The sequence below is a fragment of the Gluconacetobacter takamatsuzukensis genome, from assembly GCF_014174275.1.
In the GTDB taxonomy this organism is placed as follows: Bacteria; Pseudomonadota; Alphaproteobacteria; order Acetobacterales; family Acetobacteraceae; genus Gluconacetobacter; species Gluconacetobacter takamatsuzukensis.
This window is the reverse complement of sequence record NZ_JABEQK010000002.1, coordinates 406,556-422,264: the sequence shown is the minus strand read 5'-3', so window position 1 is coordinate 422,264 and position 15,709 is coordinate 406,556. Positions and strand designations below refer to the sequence as shown.

Below are 15,709 nucleotides of genomic sequence, written 5' to 3'. Positions count from 1 at the left end.
ATGGACGTTTCCTCCCTAAACTACGGCGGCGCGCTTCGGTGCGCCGTTTTTTTTGGCGCCCCCTGCCTTTCCCTTCCTTTGACGCGCCGGCCATGCCGCGCTACGGCAGAAGGCATGATGGATCGATCCGCCGATATTGTCCGGCCACGCAGCCGGTTGCGCCACGCGTGAACGCCGTGCTCGATTTCATCGCCGCGCTGGGGCGCGCCGCCTTGAATCTGGTCCGGACCGCCGGCGCCCTGACCATGTTCGCCCTGACCGCCCTGTCGCATCTGGTGCGGCCGCCCTTCTACTGGCGGATCTTCTTCGGCGCGCTGATCGAGATCGGCTTCTTCTCGCTGCCGGTGGTGGCGCTGACGGCCCTGTTCTCGGGCGGGGTGATCGCGCTGCAATCCTATACCGGCTTTGCCCAGTATCATGCCCAGGGAGCGATTGCCGGCATCGTGGTGCTGGCCGTGACCCGTGAACTGGGGCCGGTGCTGGCCGGGCTGATGGTGGCCGGGCGGGTGGGGGCCGCGATGGCCGCCGAAATCGGCACCATGCGCGTGACCGACCAGATCGACGCCCTGACCACCCTGTCGACCAACCCGATGAAATATCTGGTCACGCCCCGCCTGCTGGCCGGCACGATCGCCCTGCCCTGCCTAGTGCTGGTGGCCGACATCCTGGGCGTGCTGGGCGGTTTTGTGGTGTCGGTCGTGAAGCTCGATTTCTCGGCGCCGGCCTATATCGCCGCGACCTTTTCGGCGGTGAAGACGATCGACGTGACCGTCGGGCTGGCCAAGGCGGCGGTGTTCGGCTTCCTGATCACGCTCATGGGCTGCTACCATGGCTATACCAGCCGTGGGGGCGCCCAGGGCGTGGGATCGGCCACCACGGCGGCCGTGGTGGCGGCGTCGATCCTGCTGCTGGCGTCCGATTATCTCCTGACCGATGTGTTCTTCTCGCAATGACCCAGACCGTGCCCAAGATCCGCATTCGCGGCCTGTGCAAGGCGTTCGGGCCCAAGGTCGTGCTGGACGGGATCGACCTCGACGTGATGCCCGGGACCTCGATGGTCATCATCGGCGGGTCGGGCAGCGGCAAGTCTGTCCTGCTGCGCTGCATCCTGGGGCTGATCCCGGCCGATGCCGGCACGATCGAGATCGATGGTGTCGATGTGCTGTCGCTGCCCACGCGGCGGCGGGAGGAAGTGATCGAGACGATCGGCATGCTGTTCCAGAACGGGGCGCTGTTCGACAGTCTCAGCGTCTGGGAAAATGTCGCCTTCGGCCTGCTGGCCGCCGGGCGGCGGCGCGGCAAGCGCCCCAGCCGGGCCGAGGCCCGCGCCACGGCCGGCCGGGTGCTGGAGCAGGTGGGGCTGGACCCGTCGGTCGGCGCGCTGTCGCCATCGGAACTGTCGGGCGGCATGCAGAAGCGCGTGGGACTGGCCCGGGCCATTGCCGGCCAGCCCGATATCCTGTTCTTCGACGAGCCCACCACCGGGCTGGACCCGATCATGGGGGCGGTGATCGACGGGCTGATCGTCGATTGCGTGCGCAAGCTGGGATCGACCGCGATCGCGATCACGCACGACATGGCCTCTGCCCAGCGCATCGGCGACCAGGCGGCCATGCTGTACAAGGGCAAGCTGATCTGGCAGGGGGCGGCATCGTCGCTGCTGGATAGCGGTAACCCCATGGTCGACCAGTTTACGCATGGGCGGCGCGAGGGGCCGATCAGCATGGAGTTGCGGCGGTGAAGGGTTCTTCTTTTTCTGAAGAAAAAGAAGCAAAAAGACTTTTATTCGTTTTGGGTCCTCGCATATCCCCAGCATAAGGCTCCTGAACGAATCAGGGTTTTTTGGTTCTTTTTTTGCAAAAAAGAACAACTGCCTTCCTTTCCGGAGTCTCCCCTCGTGGCCCGCCGTCCCTCCGCCCATTATGTCTGCCAGTCCTGCGGCGCCGTCTTTCCCAAATGGGCCGGGCGGTGCGAAAGCTGCGGCGCGTGGAACAGCATTGTCGAGGAAGCGGTGGAGCCCACCGCCACCGGAGGCGCCGCGCCGCGCCGCGCCCGGGGGGCCAAAGTCGCGTTCGTCAGCCTGGCGGGCACGGCCGAGCCGCCGCCGCGCATCGGCACGCGGATGGCCGAGCTGGACCGCGTGCTGGGCGGGGGGCTGGTGCCGGCGTCGGTGGTGCTGGTAGGCGGTGATCCGGGCATCGGCAAATCGACCCTGCTGTTGCAGGCCGCCTGCGCGCTGGCGGCTGCCGGGCGGCGGGTGAAATATATCTCGGGCGAAGAGGCGGTGGACCAGATCCGCCTGCGCGCGCGCCGGCTGGGGCTGGATGCGCCGGGGCTGGAGATTGCCGCCGCGATCAACGTGACCGACATTGCCGGCACGCTGGAGAACGAGCCCGATGTGGCGCTGGTCGTCATCGACTCGATCCAGACCATGTGGCTGGAATCTGTGGAAAGCGCGCCCGGTACCGTCAGCCAGGTGCGCGCGACCGCCTTCGAACTGATCCGGCTGGCCAAGCAGCGGGGGTTCAGTCTGATCCTGGTCGGGCATGTGACCAAGGAAGGCGCACTGGCCGGTCCGCGCGTGCTGGAGCACATGGTCGACGCCGTGATGTATTTCGAGGGGGATCGCGGGCATCAGTTCCGCATCCTGCGGGCCGCCAAGAACCGGTTCGGCGCGACCGACGAAATCGGTGTCTTTGCCATGACCGACCAAGGGCTGGTCGAGGTGCCGAACCCCTCCGCGCTGTTCCTGGCCGAGCGGCGGGGGAATATCGCCGGCTCGGCGGTGTTTGCGGGGATCGAGGGCACGCGGCCGGTGCTGCTGGAGGTGCAGGCGCTGCTGTCGCCCAAATCGGGCGATTCCGCGCCGCGCCGGGCCGTGGTGGGCTGGGACACGTCGCGCCTGAACATGCTGCTGGCGGTGCTGGAAGCACGGTGCGGGCTGAAGCTGCACGGCATGGACGTGCACCTGAACATCGCGGGTGGGCTGCGCGTGCTGGAGCCGGCGGCGGACCTGGCGGTGGCCGCGGCGCTGGTTTCGGCCGCCACCGGCAAGCCGACCCATGCCGGTGCCGTCTATTTCGGCGAGATCGGCCTGTCCGGCGAGATCCGGCAGGTGGCGCAGGTCGATGCCCGGTTGAAGGAGGCCCAGAAACTGGGTTTCGATGCCGCCTTCCTGCCCCGGCGCATTGCGCGCGGCACCACCAGACTGGTGGCGCCCGAGGGGCTACACCTGAATGAGATCGGCCATCTGGGCGACCTGGTAGCGTTGTTCGGCGGTACGGACGGCGAGGAAGCATGAGCGCCGACGGCCTGGTGATGCTGGCCGAACCCGCCCGACTGGAACGGGACGTGCGCAAGAGCGTGTTCCTGGCGCAGGCCGCGCCGGTGACGACGCCGGCCGAAGCCCTGGCCTTTGTCCGCGCCGTGTCGGACCTGGATGCCACCCATAATTGCTGGGCCTATCGCATCGGGCAGGATTATCGCAGCGACGATGACGGCGAGCCCGGCGGCACGGCCGGCCGGCCGATCCTGCAGGTGATCGACGGGCAGGGTTTCGACAATATCGTGGTGGTGGTCACCCGCTGGTTCGGCGGCATCAAGCTGGGTGCGGGCGGGCTGGTGCGTGCCTATGGCGGCACGGCGGCGGAATGCCTGCGCCTGGCGCCGCGCGTGCCGATCGTGCGCCGGACGCGCCTGGTCTTTCATTGCGGTTTCAGTGATCTCGCCCTTTTGCAGGCGCGCCTGCCGTCGCTGGATGCGGTGGTGGAGGATGAGGCGTTCGACGCGGCGGGGGCGCGGCTGGTGATTGCGGTGCCCGAAGGCGATGTGGATGACGTGGTGGGGCGGATTGCCGATTTGACGCGGGGGCAGTCGGTGCCGCGCTTGGTAGAGTGAAGGGCTCTTCTTTTTCTGAAGAAAAAGAAGCAAAAAGACTTTTGTTCGTTCAGGGACATCGCATGTCCCCGGCACAAAGCTTCTGAACGAATCAGGGTTTTTTGGTTCTTTTTTGCAAAAAAGGACGAATGCTGTCCCACCGGGCAAAGGTGACGAGATTGCCCAGCAGCACCAGCCCGACCCCCAGCGTCATGCCCGACGTCCACTGCGTGCCCTCGAACAGGATCGAGATCAGCAAAGCCACGACCGGGGACAGGATGGTGGTATAGGCCGCGCGGTCGGCACCGATGCGGTGCACCAGATGCAGATAGGCCAGGAAGGCGACCACCGATCCGGGCAATGCGAGATAGAGCAGGGCGGCAATCCAGGCCGGGTCGGCCGAGCCCGCCAGCGATTGGCCGTGGGCCGTCTGCCAGACCCCCAGCACCGCGCAGCCCCACAGCATGCCGCGAAAGACCGCGTTGGGCAGGTCCACCCCCGCCATCGCCACCCGGCGCGACAGGATATTGCCGCAGGAGAACAGGAAAGTGCCCGTCAGCGCCAGGGCCACGCCGATATGCGAAATGCCGCCCACGCCGCCCAGCCCGGTCAGGCATGCCACGCCTCCGATGGCGATACAGCCGCCGGCGATGCTGCGCATGCTGGGGCGCAGGCGGAAGAACAGCCACTGGTTGAGCGTGTTGAACAGGGTCGCCACGCTGAAGATCACCGAGACGGTGCCGCTGGCCAGCGTGGCCTCGGACCCGTAGATCGCCAGGAAATTGCACGAGAACATGCATGCCCCCATCGGGGCCAGCCACAGATGCGTCCGCCACGCGACCGGGCGCAGCCGGCGGGACAGGCAGAGCCATGCGCCCATCGCCGCCGACGCGATCATGAACCGCCAGAAGATCGCCGTGCCCGGCACGGTAATGCCGACCTGCACGTGGATGGCGAACCATGTGGTGCCCCAGATCAGCACGACACACAAAAACAGCAGGCCCAGCATGCGGTTCCCTCTCCGAAAGACCGCCATCCTATCGGGCCACCACCATTGCCGCGCGGGGGCGGCTGTCAGAATCCTGCGCTTTCCTGCATCGCGGCGTGGCGCGCGGCCCTCGGTCGCGGTCTATAGTCGGGAGGGCGGCCTTGGCCGTCCGATTCACGCCCCCTTCGCCACCTGCCCTGCCCGATCCATCATGACCGCCCTGGCCGACCTGACGATTGTCCGCACCCTGCACGCGACCGGCGCCACCCTGCGTTCGGCGGCCGATGTCGGCCAGGGACTGGCCGTGGCGGTATGGGATCGCGACGAGATCGCCCAGACCCGATACGACACGCCCAACCACCATACGCTGAGCCTGTATCTGGAACATGGCGAAGGGTTTCGCAAACGTCTGGGCAATAGCTGGAAATGCAGCAACGGCGCGGGCGATCTGTGCCTGATGCCCGCCCGGTCGACCAGCGACTGGGATGTGTCCGGACCGATCCGGATGTTCCATCTCTATATCGCCCCGCAGGCCTTCGATCGTGCGACGGTCGAGCTGTTCGGCATGGACCCCGCCCGCCTCACGCTGCGGGAGGACGCCTATTTCCGCGATCCCCGGATCGAGGCGCGGGTGCGCGCCACGATCCTGCCGCGACACTGGACCCAGCCGGCCGACAGGGTGGCCGTCACGGAGGCCGGGGCGGAGCTGATGGCCTATCTGCTGGCGCACATGACCGATCGCAGGCCCGACATGCCCCGCCGGGGCGGGTTGTCGCAGGCGGCGTCCCGCCGGGTCCGGGCCCTGATCGATGCGCATATGGACCTGCCGCTGTGCCTGGACGATCTGGCAGGCGCGGCGGGGCTCAGCAGCTTTCACTTCGCGCGGGCTTTCCGCCAGACGCATGGGGAAACGCCGCACCATTTCCTGACCCGCCTGCGTATCGAACGCGCCCGGCAATTGCTGCGCCAGGGCACACCGCCGGCGCGGCTTGCCGCCTTGTGCGGATTCAGCAGCCACAGCCACCTGACATCCCGTTTCCGCGCGCTGACCGGGCTGACGCCCAGCGATTACCTGCGCCATTGCGGGCTGCGGCCGGAACCCGCCGGAGATTCCGCGGGGTGAGCGTGCGGGAGCGCGCCGGGAAAGGCGCGCGGCGGGCAATCAGTGCAGTGGGCCGGGTGGCTTGGGCTGGTTGAATTTTTCGAGGAACGGCCCGATGTCCTCGGCCGGACAGGGGCGGCTGATCAGGAAACCCTGGATTTCAGAACAATTGACGCCCTTGAGGTAATCGAACTGTTCCTGTGTCTCCACGCCCTCGGCAGTGGCGACGACATTCAGGCTGCCGCACAGGCTGGTGATCGCCCGGACGATCGCAGCCCCGTCGCCGTCGCCTGCATGCAGGTCGTTGACGAAGCTGCGGTCGATCTTGATCCGCGTAAACGGCAGGCTGTGCAGGAAGCTGAGTGACGAATAGCCGGTTCCGAAATCGTCGAGCGCGATCTGTACCCCCTGCGCGCGCAGGCGCTTGAGGACGCAGGCAGCCCGCGGCACATCGTCGATCATCGCGGTTTCGGTGATTTCCAGTTCCAGGCGCGTGGGTGGGCAGCCCGCGCGTTGCAGGGCCGTTTCCACATTGTCGACCAGCCCGTCGTGACGGAACTGCGCCGCCGAGACATTGACCGAAACCATGATGGTGTCCGGCCAGTCCATCGCCTGCCGGCACGCCGTCTCCAGCGTCCAGGCGCCGATTTCGTGCATCAGGCCCATCCGTTCGGCCACCGGTATGAATTCGCCGGGGGGGATCAGGCCCTGCTGCGGATGCCGCCAGCGGATCAGGGCTTCGACACCCACGATGCGGCCGCTGCTGACATTCAGGAACGGCTGGTAGAACAGGGTGAATTCTTCCCTGGCCAGCGCATGATGCAGGTCGCGTTCCAGGTCCATGCGCCGCTGGCGCAGGGTGTCGAGTTCGGGGTCGTAGAAGCAGATCCCGTCATCGCTGCCGCCCTTGGCGCAGTGGAGCGCGACGTCGGCTTTTGCCATCAGCGTGTCGCGATCGTCGCCATCGGTCGTGAAGCGTACGACCCCGATTGCGACGCCCACCGTCACTTCATGCTTGAGGACCGACATCGGCCGGGACAGGACGCCACGCAGCATCCGCGCAAACCGGCGGATCGCCTGGTCCCCCTGTTCCGAACGCAGGATCAGCGCGAACTTGTTGCCCCGGATATGGGCGGCGATATCCCCCATCCCGACCGCACGCCGCACCCGCAACGCGGCGATCCGCAGCAATTCGTCACCCGCCGCGTGGCCCATCGAATCATTGACCCGCTTGAAGCCGAACAGGTCGAAATAGAGCATCGCAAACGGCTCCGATGTCCGTTCGCACAGGGTGCCCAGTTGCAGGCGCAGCCCCTGGAGATTGGCCAGGCCGGTCAGATCGTCATGCTGTTCGAGAAAGCGCGCGCGATTTTCCAGGCGCCGCAGGTCGGTGATATCGCGGCACAGCAGCAGGAACCGGCCGTCTTCCAGGCCGATCCAGGAGAGGGCCAGCGTGCGACCCAACCGCAGGATTTCGCTCGACCAGCCATCGGGCACGACGAGCCGCGCAGCCTCCCCCATGGTCCATTCCCCGCGGGTCAGCGCGGCCAGAATCGTTCGGGCGGCCCCGCCCTGCTTCAGGATATCGTCTGCCAGGCCGGCCAACGCGTCGAAGCGCGCATTCTGATGCAACAGGCCCTGGTCGGCGTCGAACAGGGCGATCCCGTCCGGCAGCGAATCCAGTGCCCCGCGCAATTCCGGCCCCACCTGCGTTACCGCATCCGGCTCGTCCCGCGAGATCGCGACCGTCACGGGCATATCGGCATTGGTCCCTGTGCCGGACAGGGCATGGCGGCGGACGCGCACACACAGATGCAGGCCGTCCTGACGGACAAACACGCCCGCATGCCCGCCGGGCGCATGCAGGCCCGCGACCGCAGCGGGGGGGGAAACAAGGAACAGATCGGCGAAGGGGCTGCCGATCACGTCGTTGGCGGCACGACCGGTCAGCTGCTCGGCCTCCCGGCTCCAGGCCGTGACGCGTTCTGCCGGGTCGAGAAGGCACATGAAATGGTCAGACACGCGGGCGCACCCCTAGGCCTGGGGCCGCGCGGTCACCGCGGCTCACCCGATTCAGATCTCTGTCGAAAAACAATTATAAAACCCAGATCTTATGTGCATGTCCCAATGCCTTCCGCACTCTGCCACGGCAATCGAACCCCGGAAACAACACCAAAAAAGTATTAACAAAACATACCCGTCACCCCGCGACCCGTGGTGGAAACACGATCAATCCCCAAAGACGACCGTCTTGTTGCCATTCAGGATCACCCGGTCGTCGAGGTGGCAGCGCACGGCGCGGGAGAGGACGCGCCGTTCGATATCCCGCCCCTTGCGCACGAGGTCATCGGGGGTGTCGCTGTGGCTGACACGTTCCACATCCTGCTCGATGATCGGACCTTCATCGAGGTCCGCCGTGACATAATGCGCGGTCGCCCCGATCAGTTTCACCCCCCGCGCATGGGCCTGATGATAGGGGCGTGCGCCCTTGAAGCCCGGCAGGAAGGAATGGTGGATATTGATGCATTGCCCCGACAGCCGCGCGGACAGCGAATCCGACAGCACCTGCATGTAGCGGGCCAGCACGACCAGTTCCGAATTGGTCTGCTGCACCAGGCCCCATAATTGCTCTTCCTGTTCCGCCTTGTTGTCGCGCGTGACCGGCAGATAGTGGAAGGGAATATCCCCCATGTCGATATGGGCGTAGGTCTCGCGCGGGTGGTTCGCGACGATCGCGGTCGGATTCATCGGCAGTTCGCCGATCCGCCAGCGATAGAGCAGGTCGACAAGGCAATGATCGAATTTCGAGACCATCAGCAGGACCCGGCGGCGGACGGCGCGGTCATGCAGCGTCCAGTTCATGCGGAATCGCGATGCCACCGCATCGAGCCGGGCCCGCAGCCATTCGGTGCGTTCGGCATCGGCGCGGCCGGTGAAGACGACACGCATGAAGAACACGCCGCTTTCGGTATCGTCGAACTGCTGGGCCTCGATGATATTGCCGTCGGCCTCGTACAATGTGGTGGCGATCGCCGCCACGATGCCCGGACGGTTGGGGCAGGACAGGGTCAATGTCCAGGTTGCCGGGCCCCGTTCCCCATGATCCGTCATGCCCGACAATCCACGAACAACCGCTCCGAAAACCCTTGCGGCGGATACAATAGGCGCCGCCTGTGGGAACTCAAGCCCCCCGGCTGGGGTCCGCCGGAGGGCGCACCGCCTTCCATGCGGCTTCGAGCGCGTCGACCATCGTGTCGAAGGGCGGGCTCCATCGCCCGGCCGGGCAGTCCGCGGCGCCCGCATCGCCGATCGCAGCCCGCCAGCGGGGGGTGCCCGGGGCGCCGGCCACGCGCTCGAGGCGCACGATCCGGTCCTCGGGAATGCGCGCCAGCAGGCGGGCCAGGCGCCGTTCCGGCGTCATGGGCGTTGCGTAATTATGCGACATCGGCCTTTTCTCCTGTCATGAAGGCTTGCCCGTCCCGAAGCCCGGGGCAAGCGGTTTCGGTTGCATCCGGCACCCTGACCGGTTTCAACACGCATGATTCCCGACCATCCGTACCGCAGCAGAACAAGGAGCGTCCGTGTCCCCCTTCCCCGGTATCCTGCCCGACGAACCGATCGACAGTGTCGCCCATCTGATCCAGACCGCGCTGACGCCGATCTTCATGCTGTCGGGGATCGGAACGCTGCTGAACCTGTTCAATACCCGGCTGGCCCGGGTGTCGGACCATATCGAAAAGGCCAACGAGGCGCTGGAGGGGACGAAGGCGCCGACCGGGCGCCGCCATCTGCGCCAGCATATCCGGCATCTGCACCGGCGCACCCTGCTTCTGGATGCATCGATCCTGCTGGGGGCCGTCGGCGGTGCCGCGACCTGCGGCGCTGCCTTCGTGCTGTTTCTGGGCAGCCTGCGGGATTCCTCGGTGGCATCGTGGCTGGTGGTGATGTTCGGCATGGCGCTTGTCTGTACCGTCGGGGCGCTGGCTTCCTTCCTGTGCGACAGCCTGCTGGCGTGGCATGGCCTGCGCATGACCACATCCTGGGCACGATCGGTCCGTCCCAAGGACTAAGCGAGGGGACCGAAAGCGCCCTGTTCCCTCATTAAAAATACGATAGGCTACAAAATGGGCAATATGCCTATTTTGTAGCCCTATTGGTCGGGCGCTACAACCGCCGCGCTGTGCTCAGCACAAAATTTCACCAAAATGACCCACTTCGGTTTTCTGGCGCCCTGAAATAAACAGTGCGCTGTTTACGGAGTGAACAGAATATTAATGCCGCAGTTACTATGCGTTTTTTGACCATCTGGTCTCATGTTCTTTTGTATTGCGAGAGACCGAATTTAGGTGTTGGTTCCGCTCCCAACACCAACCCATAGGATTTCGGATAATGTTTATTCAGGAAATTGGTAACCTTGTTGCCAGCTCGATGGACGTCGCGTCGTTCCTTCCGCTCGTCGCGTTTCTGCCCGTCGTTGCCACGCTGATGGTTGCCACCGCCGTCGCCGACCGCATCGCTTGATGCGGCGGCCACGCGGCCGGTCCTTGCGACCTGCATCGTGGCCCGCATGCCTGCCTGATGGCGGGCATATGATCCGGCCTGCGTCGGATCAGGATGGTCGTCTGTCCATCCTGCGCCCCTCTTGGGCGCCGAACCACGCCCAGCCCTGGATGACCGGCCCGGACTAACCGGCTGGCTCTGTCCTTGGGGCGGGCCGTTCCCTGACATGAGAATCTCCGCGCACCCTCCGGATTTACCCAGCCGGCGTTGCTATGGCGTGCTGTCGGTCGGGCCGACGGCGTAGGTGGACAGGTCCAGCGTGCGATGCACCACGCCCTGGGCCCGCAGGAAATCCATGAAATTCCGATAGCGCCGGCTATCGAGCAACGCCGGCTGCTTGCAGACGCGCGGAAGTGTCGCCGTCCACGCGGCGCGGTTCAGGGGGGTGTCCAGTTCCGGGTGGTCGTGCACCGCCTGCGCCAGGATCGCGTCCGGGTGGTTCAGCAGGGTGTTGGTGCCTTCCTCCAGCGCCTGCATGAACCGGATGATCTTGGCGTCATGGGCATGGTCTCGGGGCGCCAGGAAAATCAGCTCGTCATTCAGCGGAACGCCGTGTTCCTCGGGGTAGAAGGCGACCGGGTCGAAGCCCTTCTGTTGCAGGTCGATCAGTTCGTAGGTGCGGGTAGCGCCGATCACCGCGTCGACCGAATGCGACATCAGGGCCTGTTCAAGCTGAAAATTGACGTTGACCTGATGGACGTCGGACAGCGACAGGCCGGCCGAGCCCAGCATCGCCGCCAGCACCGCGTCATCGACCCCCGCCATCGAGATCCCGATCGTCTTGCCCTTCAGGTCCTTCAGCGATTTCAAGCCCGGGGCCGCGATCAGCGTGTCCAGCGGCGTGTCGATCAGCGTGCCGACCCGCACCAACGGGATGCCCTGGTCGGCCAGCATGCCGAGCTGGGTTTCGTAGGACACTGCGAGGTCAGCCTGCCCCGCCGCCACCAGCCGCGCCGGGGAACCCGGGTCGGACGGTGCAATCAGGTGCACCTGCAACCCGTGCCGGCGGAAGGCGCCGCTGTAATCGGCCGCCAGTAGTGCGGCATGATCGGCATTGAGGAACCAGTCGAGGATCACCGTTACCGTTTCGGGCGCGTCGGCCCGGGCTGTCGGCAGGCTGAGGAACAGAAAGGGCAGCATCATCAGCAGGCGCGGCAGCGTGATCATGGTGGGTGGTCCTTTTGTAGGGTCGTTTTCTCTTTCTTCTTTTTTCAAAAAAGAACAGAAACACTCCCTCACGGGGGCGTCGGGCCGAACAGGCCGATATCCAGATGCTTTCCGGTCGAATAATTCAACCCGGAAACCCGGCCGAATTCGATCACATCCAGACCATCGGCGTGAAGCCGGTCGCGGAATGCCGGTTCATCCTTCCGGTCCACCAGCGCCAGGCCGCAGGCGCGGTTGTCGCGCAGCACATCGGCTGCCTCTCTCGGGCCGACCAGGACGGTATTCTGGCCCACGAGGAAGACCAGGCTGGGTTCGGAGAAGGAAGGCGAGACGACCAGCGTATCGGGGCATGGCCGGTAATCGTCGACCAGATCGGCCAGGCGCGGGCTGAGCCAGATCGTCTTCAGGGCGGGAATCACGGTCAGGAACAAACCGACATGAATGATGATGGCTGCCGCCACCACCGACATCGCCGCCTGCAAGACCCGGCGATGGAACAGAAACCAGCCGGCGATCGCCAGCAGCGGCAGGGCACCGAGAGGCACCAGCAGCGCGGCCGGGACGATGGTATGTTCCAGCCGCCAGAGCAGCACCGGTCCGGCGAGGGACAGGGCGACGCCGACTGCCAGCCACAGCGCGCCATATAGTACCAGTCCCGCGCGGCCGAGGCGCGACGCGGGCCAGCGCCAGCGGTCGGGCGTGGTCATGATCGCTGCCGCCGTCAGCAGGGCGATCGCCGGGTAGGTCGGCAGGACGTAATGCGGTAGCTTTGTTGCAATGGCCTCGAACACCAGCCAGTGCGGCACGATCCAGCACAGCAGGAACCGTACCGGAGGGCTGTGGCGGCGGGCCCAGACGAAGGGGAGCGCCATCACCGCGAAGAGCGAGCCGGGCCAGAAGGCCAGCCCGAAGACCGCCAGATGATAGCCCGGCGGCAGGCCGTGGGCCTGTTGCCCGCTGGCGACCTTGCCGAGGAAATTGGTGCCGACGGCGCGAGAGAAGAAATCGCCATGGCTGACGACGCCGATCGCGATGCACCAGGGCAGGACGATCGCCAGCGTCACCAGCCACCCCCAGGCGGGCCGCAGCCGGTGCCACCAGTCGATGCGCCGTTCCACCAGCGCCAGAGCCAGAGGTGTGCCGAATCCGGGGATCAGGACCACGGGGCCCTTCAGCATCAGGCCCGCGCCCAGGGCTGCCCAGTAGAGGAGGGCGGCTGAAACGGGAGTTTGGCGGTCCTTTTCGCGGTCCAGATAGGCGCGGAGGAGGGCGGTTTCGGCCAGGAAGATCGTGAGCAGGAGGGTGCTGTCGATGGTGGCCATGCGGCCTTCGGCCGTCATCAGCACCGAGACTGCCAGCAGGGAGGCTGCCAGCAGGCCGCTGGCGGGGCCGAACAGGGTGGCGCCGATCCAGGCCGTCAGCACCACCGAAGCCGTGGCTGCCAGGAGGGTGGGGATGCGGTAGGCCCACACCGCGCGGCGGTCCAGCGTGCCGGTGGCGGCGACCGCGGCGGCCTCGAGCCAATAGATTCCAGCGGGTTGCAGGTAGCGGGGCTTGTCCTGGAAGCGGACGTCGATGAAATCGCCGCTGCGCAGCATCTGCGCGCTGGCTTCCATGTAGCGGGGTTCGTCGCGGTCCAGGGGGGGCAGGCTGGCCCGGCCGGGAAGCAGGAGCATGAAGGTGCCCAGCGCGAGCAGAAGATAATGGCGCACGGTCAGCCGTGTCATCCGGCACGTCTCCTCGGGAAGGATCGGGACGCCCGCTGGTGGGTGGAAGCGGGGTGTCCGGGAGGCTTTCCGGGGATCGAGGCGCGGAAAGCCGGGGTCGGACCGCTACCGGCGGGGGGTGGAAACAGCGCTTACCGTTCGGTGACCCGGCGCGGCAACCGTGTGCGGTTGATCAGCCACATCACGCCGAGCAGATCCCGGATTCCGACCAGCGCGCGATTGAGGTTGGTGTATTTGGACGCGCCGTGCAGCCGGTTTCGGTGGCGGACCGGCTGGCAGAGCAGCGGCGTGCCGTAATGGCCGAACAGCGCCGGCAGGAAGCGGTGCACGCCCTCGAATTGCGGCAGGCGCATGAAATCGGCGCGGCGGAAGAGTTTCAGCGGTGCACCGGTGTCGGGGCAGCCGTCGCGCAGCAGGCGGCGGCGCAGACCGTTGGCGAAGCGGGTTGCCAGGCGGCGGGACAGCGTGTCCTGCCGGCGGAGGCGGACGCCGACGACCAGCGGGGCCGGCCCCTGGGCCTGGAGCGCCAGGTCCAGCATCCGGACGATTTCCATGGGGTCGTCCTGGCCGTCGCCATCGAGGGTGGCGACCCATTGGCCGCGCGCGGCCTCGACCCCCGTGCGGACCGCCGCGGACTTGCCGAGGCGGCGGTCGTGGCTGAGGATACGCAGTTCGGGCAGGATTCCTTCAGCGCGGGCGGCGAGCAGGGCGTCGACCGTGCCGTCGGTGCTGCCGTCATCGACGAAGATGATTTCGCAGGGGGGCAGCGCGCGCGCCGCCTCGGCCAGTTCCACGCAGACCGGGCGGACATTGTCCACCTCGTTCAGAACCGCCGCCACGATGGACAGGAGCGGTTCGGAACGATCGGGATTGGCGGGGCTGGCCAGTAAACCTGTCCCGCTCAGGCGGCGCGATGCGACAGGGCCGACGGCAGGTCGGCGATCGAGCGGTCGACGATCTGCTGCCCCGTCTCGGCGGGGAGGGCCAGGGCCAGGGCGTCGCGCGTGGCCTGGACCGCCACGTCGATCGCGACCTGGCGGACCTCGCGCACCGCGCTGCGCTCGGAGGCTGCGATGCGGTCGCGGGCCATCTGCTCGCGCCGGGCGGCGACGGCTTCGGCCTCGCGCTTCGCGTCTTCGGCGATCCGGCTGGCTTCGGCCAGCGAATGCTCGACCAGGGCGCGGGCCTCGGCCAGGGCCGTCTCACGCTCACGCGTGGCGTCCTCGAGCATCTGCTCGGCTTCGCGGCGCAGGCGCGCGGCCTCGTCGAGGTCGGCGCGGATGCGCTCGGCCCGCGCATCGAGGGCCGTGGCCAGCGGTGCCCAGATCTTCCTGCCGAACAGGATGAAGAAGAGGAAGAAGGCGACGGCCGTCCAGAAACGGGGTTCGTGCAGCATGGTGTTGAACCTGTTCCTTACTGTGTCGCGATCAGAGGCCGCGCGCCGTGGCGGCGTGATCGACCGTCCGGGCCACCACATCGGCGGGCACCGAGGTACCGGTGATCTGGCGCACCAGAACCTGCGCCGTGTCGTCCGCGATCTGGCGCAGGGACCCGAGGGCGGCCGAGCGGGCGGACGCGACGCGGGCTTCCGCCTCGTGAATCTCGGTAGCCAGGCGGGCGTTCATTTCCTGCGTCTGCCGCAGGGCGGCGAGGCGCGCGTCCTCGATCACCTTGTCGACATTCGCCTGGGCCTCGGCCATCGCGGTGCGACGGGCCTGGTGCAGCTCGTCCACCGCGCTGTCGGCCTCGGCCTTGGCGTGACGGGCGATGTCCAGGTCGTTGTCGATGGTCTGGCGGCGGCTGGTCAGCACCGCTTCGACCTTCGGCAGGGCCGACCGGCTGAGCAGCAGGTACAGCACCAGGAAGATCACCGCGCCCCAGACCACCTGACCGATGACGAGGGGGTTGGCGAAATCCAGCTGCGGCATGCCCACGGCCCGCGCGCCCGGCGCAGCCATCACCATCACGGGCAAGGCCAGCGCAAGCGGCGTCGCGAGAGACGCCACCCGGCGGATGCTTGAGGCCGCGGAACGTGCCACGTTGGTCTCCGGTCTCAGACGAACAGGATCAGGAAGGCGATCAGCAGGGCATACAGGGCCACGGCTTCCGTCAGGGCGAAGCCCAGCATGCCCAGGCCGAACACGTGCGGACGCGCGGCGGGGTTGCGGGCGATGCTGCTGACCAGCGTGGAGAAGATGTTACCCAGGCCGATGCCGACGCCGGCGAGGGCGATAACGGCGATACCGGCACCAATTTCCCGGGCTGCTGCGATGTCCATAGCGAGGCTTT

At 66.7% G+C, this 15,709-nt stretch carries 17 protein-coding genes; 7 read left to right on the top strand and 10 right to left on the bottom strand.

The window, feature by feature from the left end; translation table 11 throughout:
* The first annotated feature begins 167 nt into the window (after nucleotides 1-167).
* The 4 genes from HLH27_RS04275 to HLH27_RS04260 all read left to right on the top strand — a co-directional run bounded on the left by HLH27_RS04275 (nucleotide 168) and on the right by HLH27_RS04260 (nucleotide 3,897).
* Entirely contained in the window at nucleotides 168-953 is a 786-nt protein-coding gene (locus tag HLH27_RS04275) for an MlaE family lipid ABC transporter permease subunit (protein WP_182948060.1), read from the top strand.
* On the top strand, nucleotides 950-1,741 hold the full coding sequence (locus tag HLH27_RS04270; RefSeq protein ID WP_182948059.1) for an ABC transporter ATP-binding protein: 792 nt from the start codon (nucleotides 950-952) through the stop codon (nucleotides 1,739-1,741). Before HLH27_RS04275 ends, HLH27_RS04270 begins: the two co-directional genes overlap by 4 nt.
* Nucleotides 1,742-1,897: 156 nt before the next feature.
* Nucleotides 1,898-3,301, top strand: coding sequence for a DNA repair protein RadA (gene radA, locus HLH27_RS04265; protein WP_182948058.1), 1,404 nt, complete (start codon nucleotides 1,898-1,900; stop codon nucleotides 3,299-3,301).
* Nucleotides 3,298-3,897: an IMPACT family protein gene (locus HLH27_RS04260; protein ID WP_246375422.1), complete on the top strand. Its 600-nt coding sequence runs from the start codon at nucleotides 3,298-3,300 to the stop codon at nucleotides 3,895-3,897. The genes radA and HLH27_RS04260 overlap by 4 nt, the downstream gene beginning before the upstream one ends.
* A gap of 91 nt (nucleotides 3,898-3,988) precedes the next feature.
* On the opposite strand, the gene HLH27_RS04255 is transcribed toward HLH27_RS04260, so the two are convergent.
* On the bottom strand, nucleotides 3,989-4,885 hold the full coding sequence (locus HLH27_RS04255; protein ID WP_182948057.1) for a DMT family transporter: 897 nt from the start codon (nucleotides 4,883-4,885) through the stop codon (nucleotides 3,989-3,991).
* A 190-nt stretch (nucleotides 4,886-5,075) separates the two neighbouring features.
* Here HLH27_RS04255 and HLH27_RS04250 point away from each other — a divergent pair, with 190 nt between their 5' ends.
* Nucleotides 5,076-5,987: a helix-turn-helix domain-containing protein gene (locus HLH27_RS04250; RefSeq protein WP_182948056.1), complete on the top strand. Its 912-nt coding sequence runs from the start codon at nucleotides 5,076-5,078 to the stop codon at nucleotides 5,985-5,987.
* A gap of 39 nt (nucleotides 5,988-6,026) precedes the next feature.
* Here the strand turns inward: HLH27_RS04250 and HLH27_RS04245 are convergent, their stop codons facing one another.
* The 3 genes from HLH27_RS04245 to HLH27_RS04235 all read right to left on the bottom strand — a co-directional run bounded on the left by HLH27_RS04245 (nucleotide 6,027) and on the right by HLH27_RS04235 (nucleotide 9,411).
* Entirely contained in the window at nucleotides 6,027-7,988 is a 1,962-nt protein-coding gene (locus tag HLH27_RS04245; RefSeq protein ID WP_338029837.1) for a sensor domain-containing protein, read from the bottom strand.
* Nucleotides 7,989-8,195: 207 nt separating this feature from the next.
* On the bottom strand, nucleotides 8,196-9,077 hold the full coding sequence (purU, locus tag HLH27_RS04240) for a formyltetrahydrofolate deformylase (RefSeq protein WP_182948055.1): 882 nt from the start codon (nucleotides 9,075-9,077) through the stop codon (nucleotides 8,196-8,198).
* A 70-nt stretch (nucleotides 9,078-9,147) separates the two neighbouring features.
* Entirely contained in the window at nucleotides 9,148-9,411 is a 264-nt protein-coding gene (locus HLH27_RS04235) for a hypothetical protein (protein WP_182948054.1), read from the bottom strand.
* Between the two features lie 136 nt (nucleotides 9,412-9,547).
* On the opposite strand from HLH27_RS04235, the gene HLH27_RS04230 reads away from it, so the two are divergent.
* Together HLH27_RS04230 and HLH27_RS17190 are read left to right on the top strand one after the other, a co-directional pair.
* Nucleotides 9,548-10,036, top strand: a complete 489-nt coding sequence (locus tag HLH27_RS04230; protein WP_182948052.1) for a DUF2721 domain-containing protein — start codon at nucleotides 9,548-9,550, stop codon at nucleotides 10,034-10,036.
* A gap of 319 nt (nucleotides 10,037-10,355) precedes the next feature.
* The gene (locus tag HLH27_RS17190; protein WP_275943886.1) at nucleotides 10,356-10,487 is read left to right on the top strand and encodes a hypothetical protein; all 132 of its coding nucleotides are present in this window, start codon (nucleotides 10,356-10,358) and stop codon (nucleotides 10,485-10,487) included.
* 249 nt (nucleotides 10,488-10,736) lie between these two features.
* On the opposite strand, the gene HLH27_RS04225 is transcribed toward HLH27_RS17190, so the two are convergent.
* The 6 genes from HLH27_RS04225 to HLH27_RS04200 form a co-directional block, all read right to left on the bottom strand.
* Complete coding sequence (locus HLH27_RS04225) at nucleotides 10,737-11,693, bottom strand: ABC transporter substrate-binding protein (protein ID WP_182948050.1); 957 nt, start codon at nucleotides 11,691-11,693, stop codon at nucleotides 10,737-10,739.
* A gap of 68 nt (nucleotides 11,694-11,761) precedes the next feature.
* Entirely contained in the window at nucleotides 11,762-13,420 is a 1,659-nt protein-coding gene (locus tag HLH27_RS04220) for an ArnT family glycosyltransferase (RefSeq protein ID WP_182948049.1), read from the bottom strand.
* Nucleotides 13,421-13,551: 131 nt separating this feature from the next.
* Nucleotides 13,552-14,259: a glycosyltransferase family 2 protein gene (locus HLH27_RS04215; protein ID WP_338029836.1), complete on the bottom strand. Its 708-nt coding sequence runs from the start codon at nucleotides 14,257-14,259 to the stop codon at nucleotides 13,552-13,554.
* A 62-nt stretch (nucleotides 14,260-14,321) separates the two neighbouring features.
* Nucleotides 14,322-14,816, bottom strand: a complete 495-nt coding sequence (locus HLH27_RS04210) for a F0F1 ATP synthase subunit B family protein (RefSeq protein ID WP_182948047.1) — start codon at nucleotides 14,814-14,816, stop codon at nucleotides 14,322-14,324.
* A 31-nt stretch (nucleotides 14,817-14,847) separates the two neighbouring features.
* The gene (locus tag HLH27_RS04205) at nucleotides 14,848-15,459 is read right to left on the bottom strand and encodes a F0F1 ATP synthase subunit B family protein (RefSeq protein WP_182948045.1); all 612 of its coding nucleotides are present in this window, start codon (nucleotides 15,457-15,459) and stop codon (nucleotides 14,848-14,850) included.
* A 14-nt stretch (nucleotides 15,460-15,473) separates the two neighbouring features.
* On the bottom strand, nucleotides 15,474-15,698 hold the full coding sequence (locus tag HLH27_RS04200; protein ID WP_012224283.1) for an ATP synthase subunit C family protein: 225 nt from the start codon (nucleotides 15,696-15,698) through the stop codon (nucleotides 15,474-15,476).
* Nucleotides 15,699-15,709 lie beyond the last annotated feature (11 nt).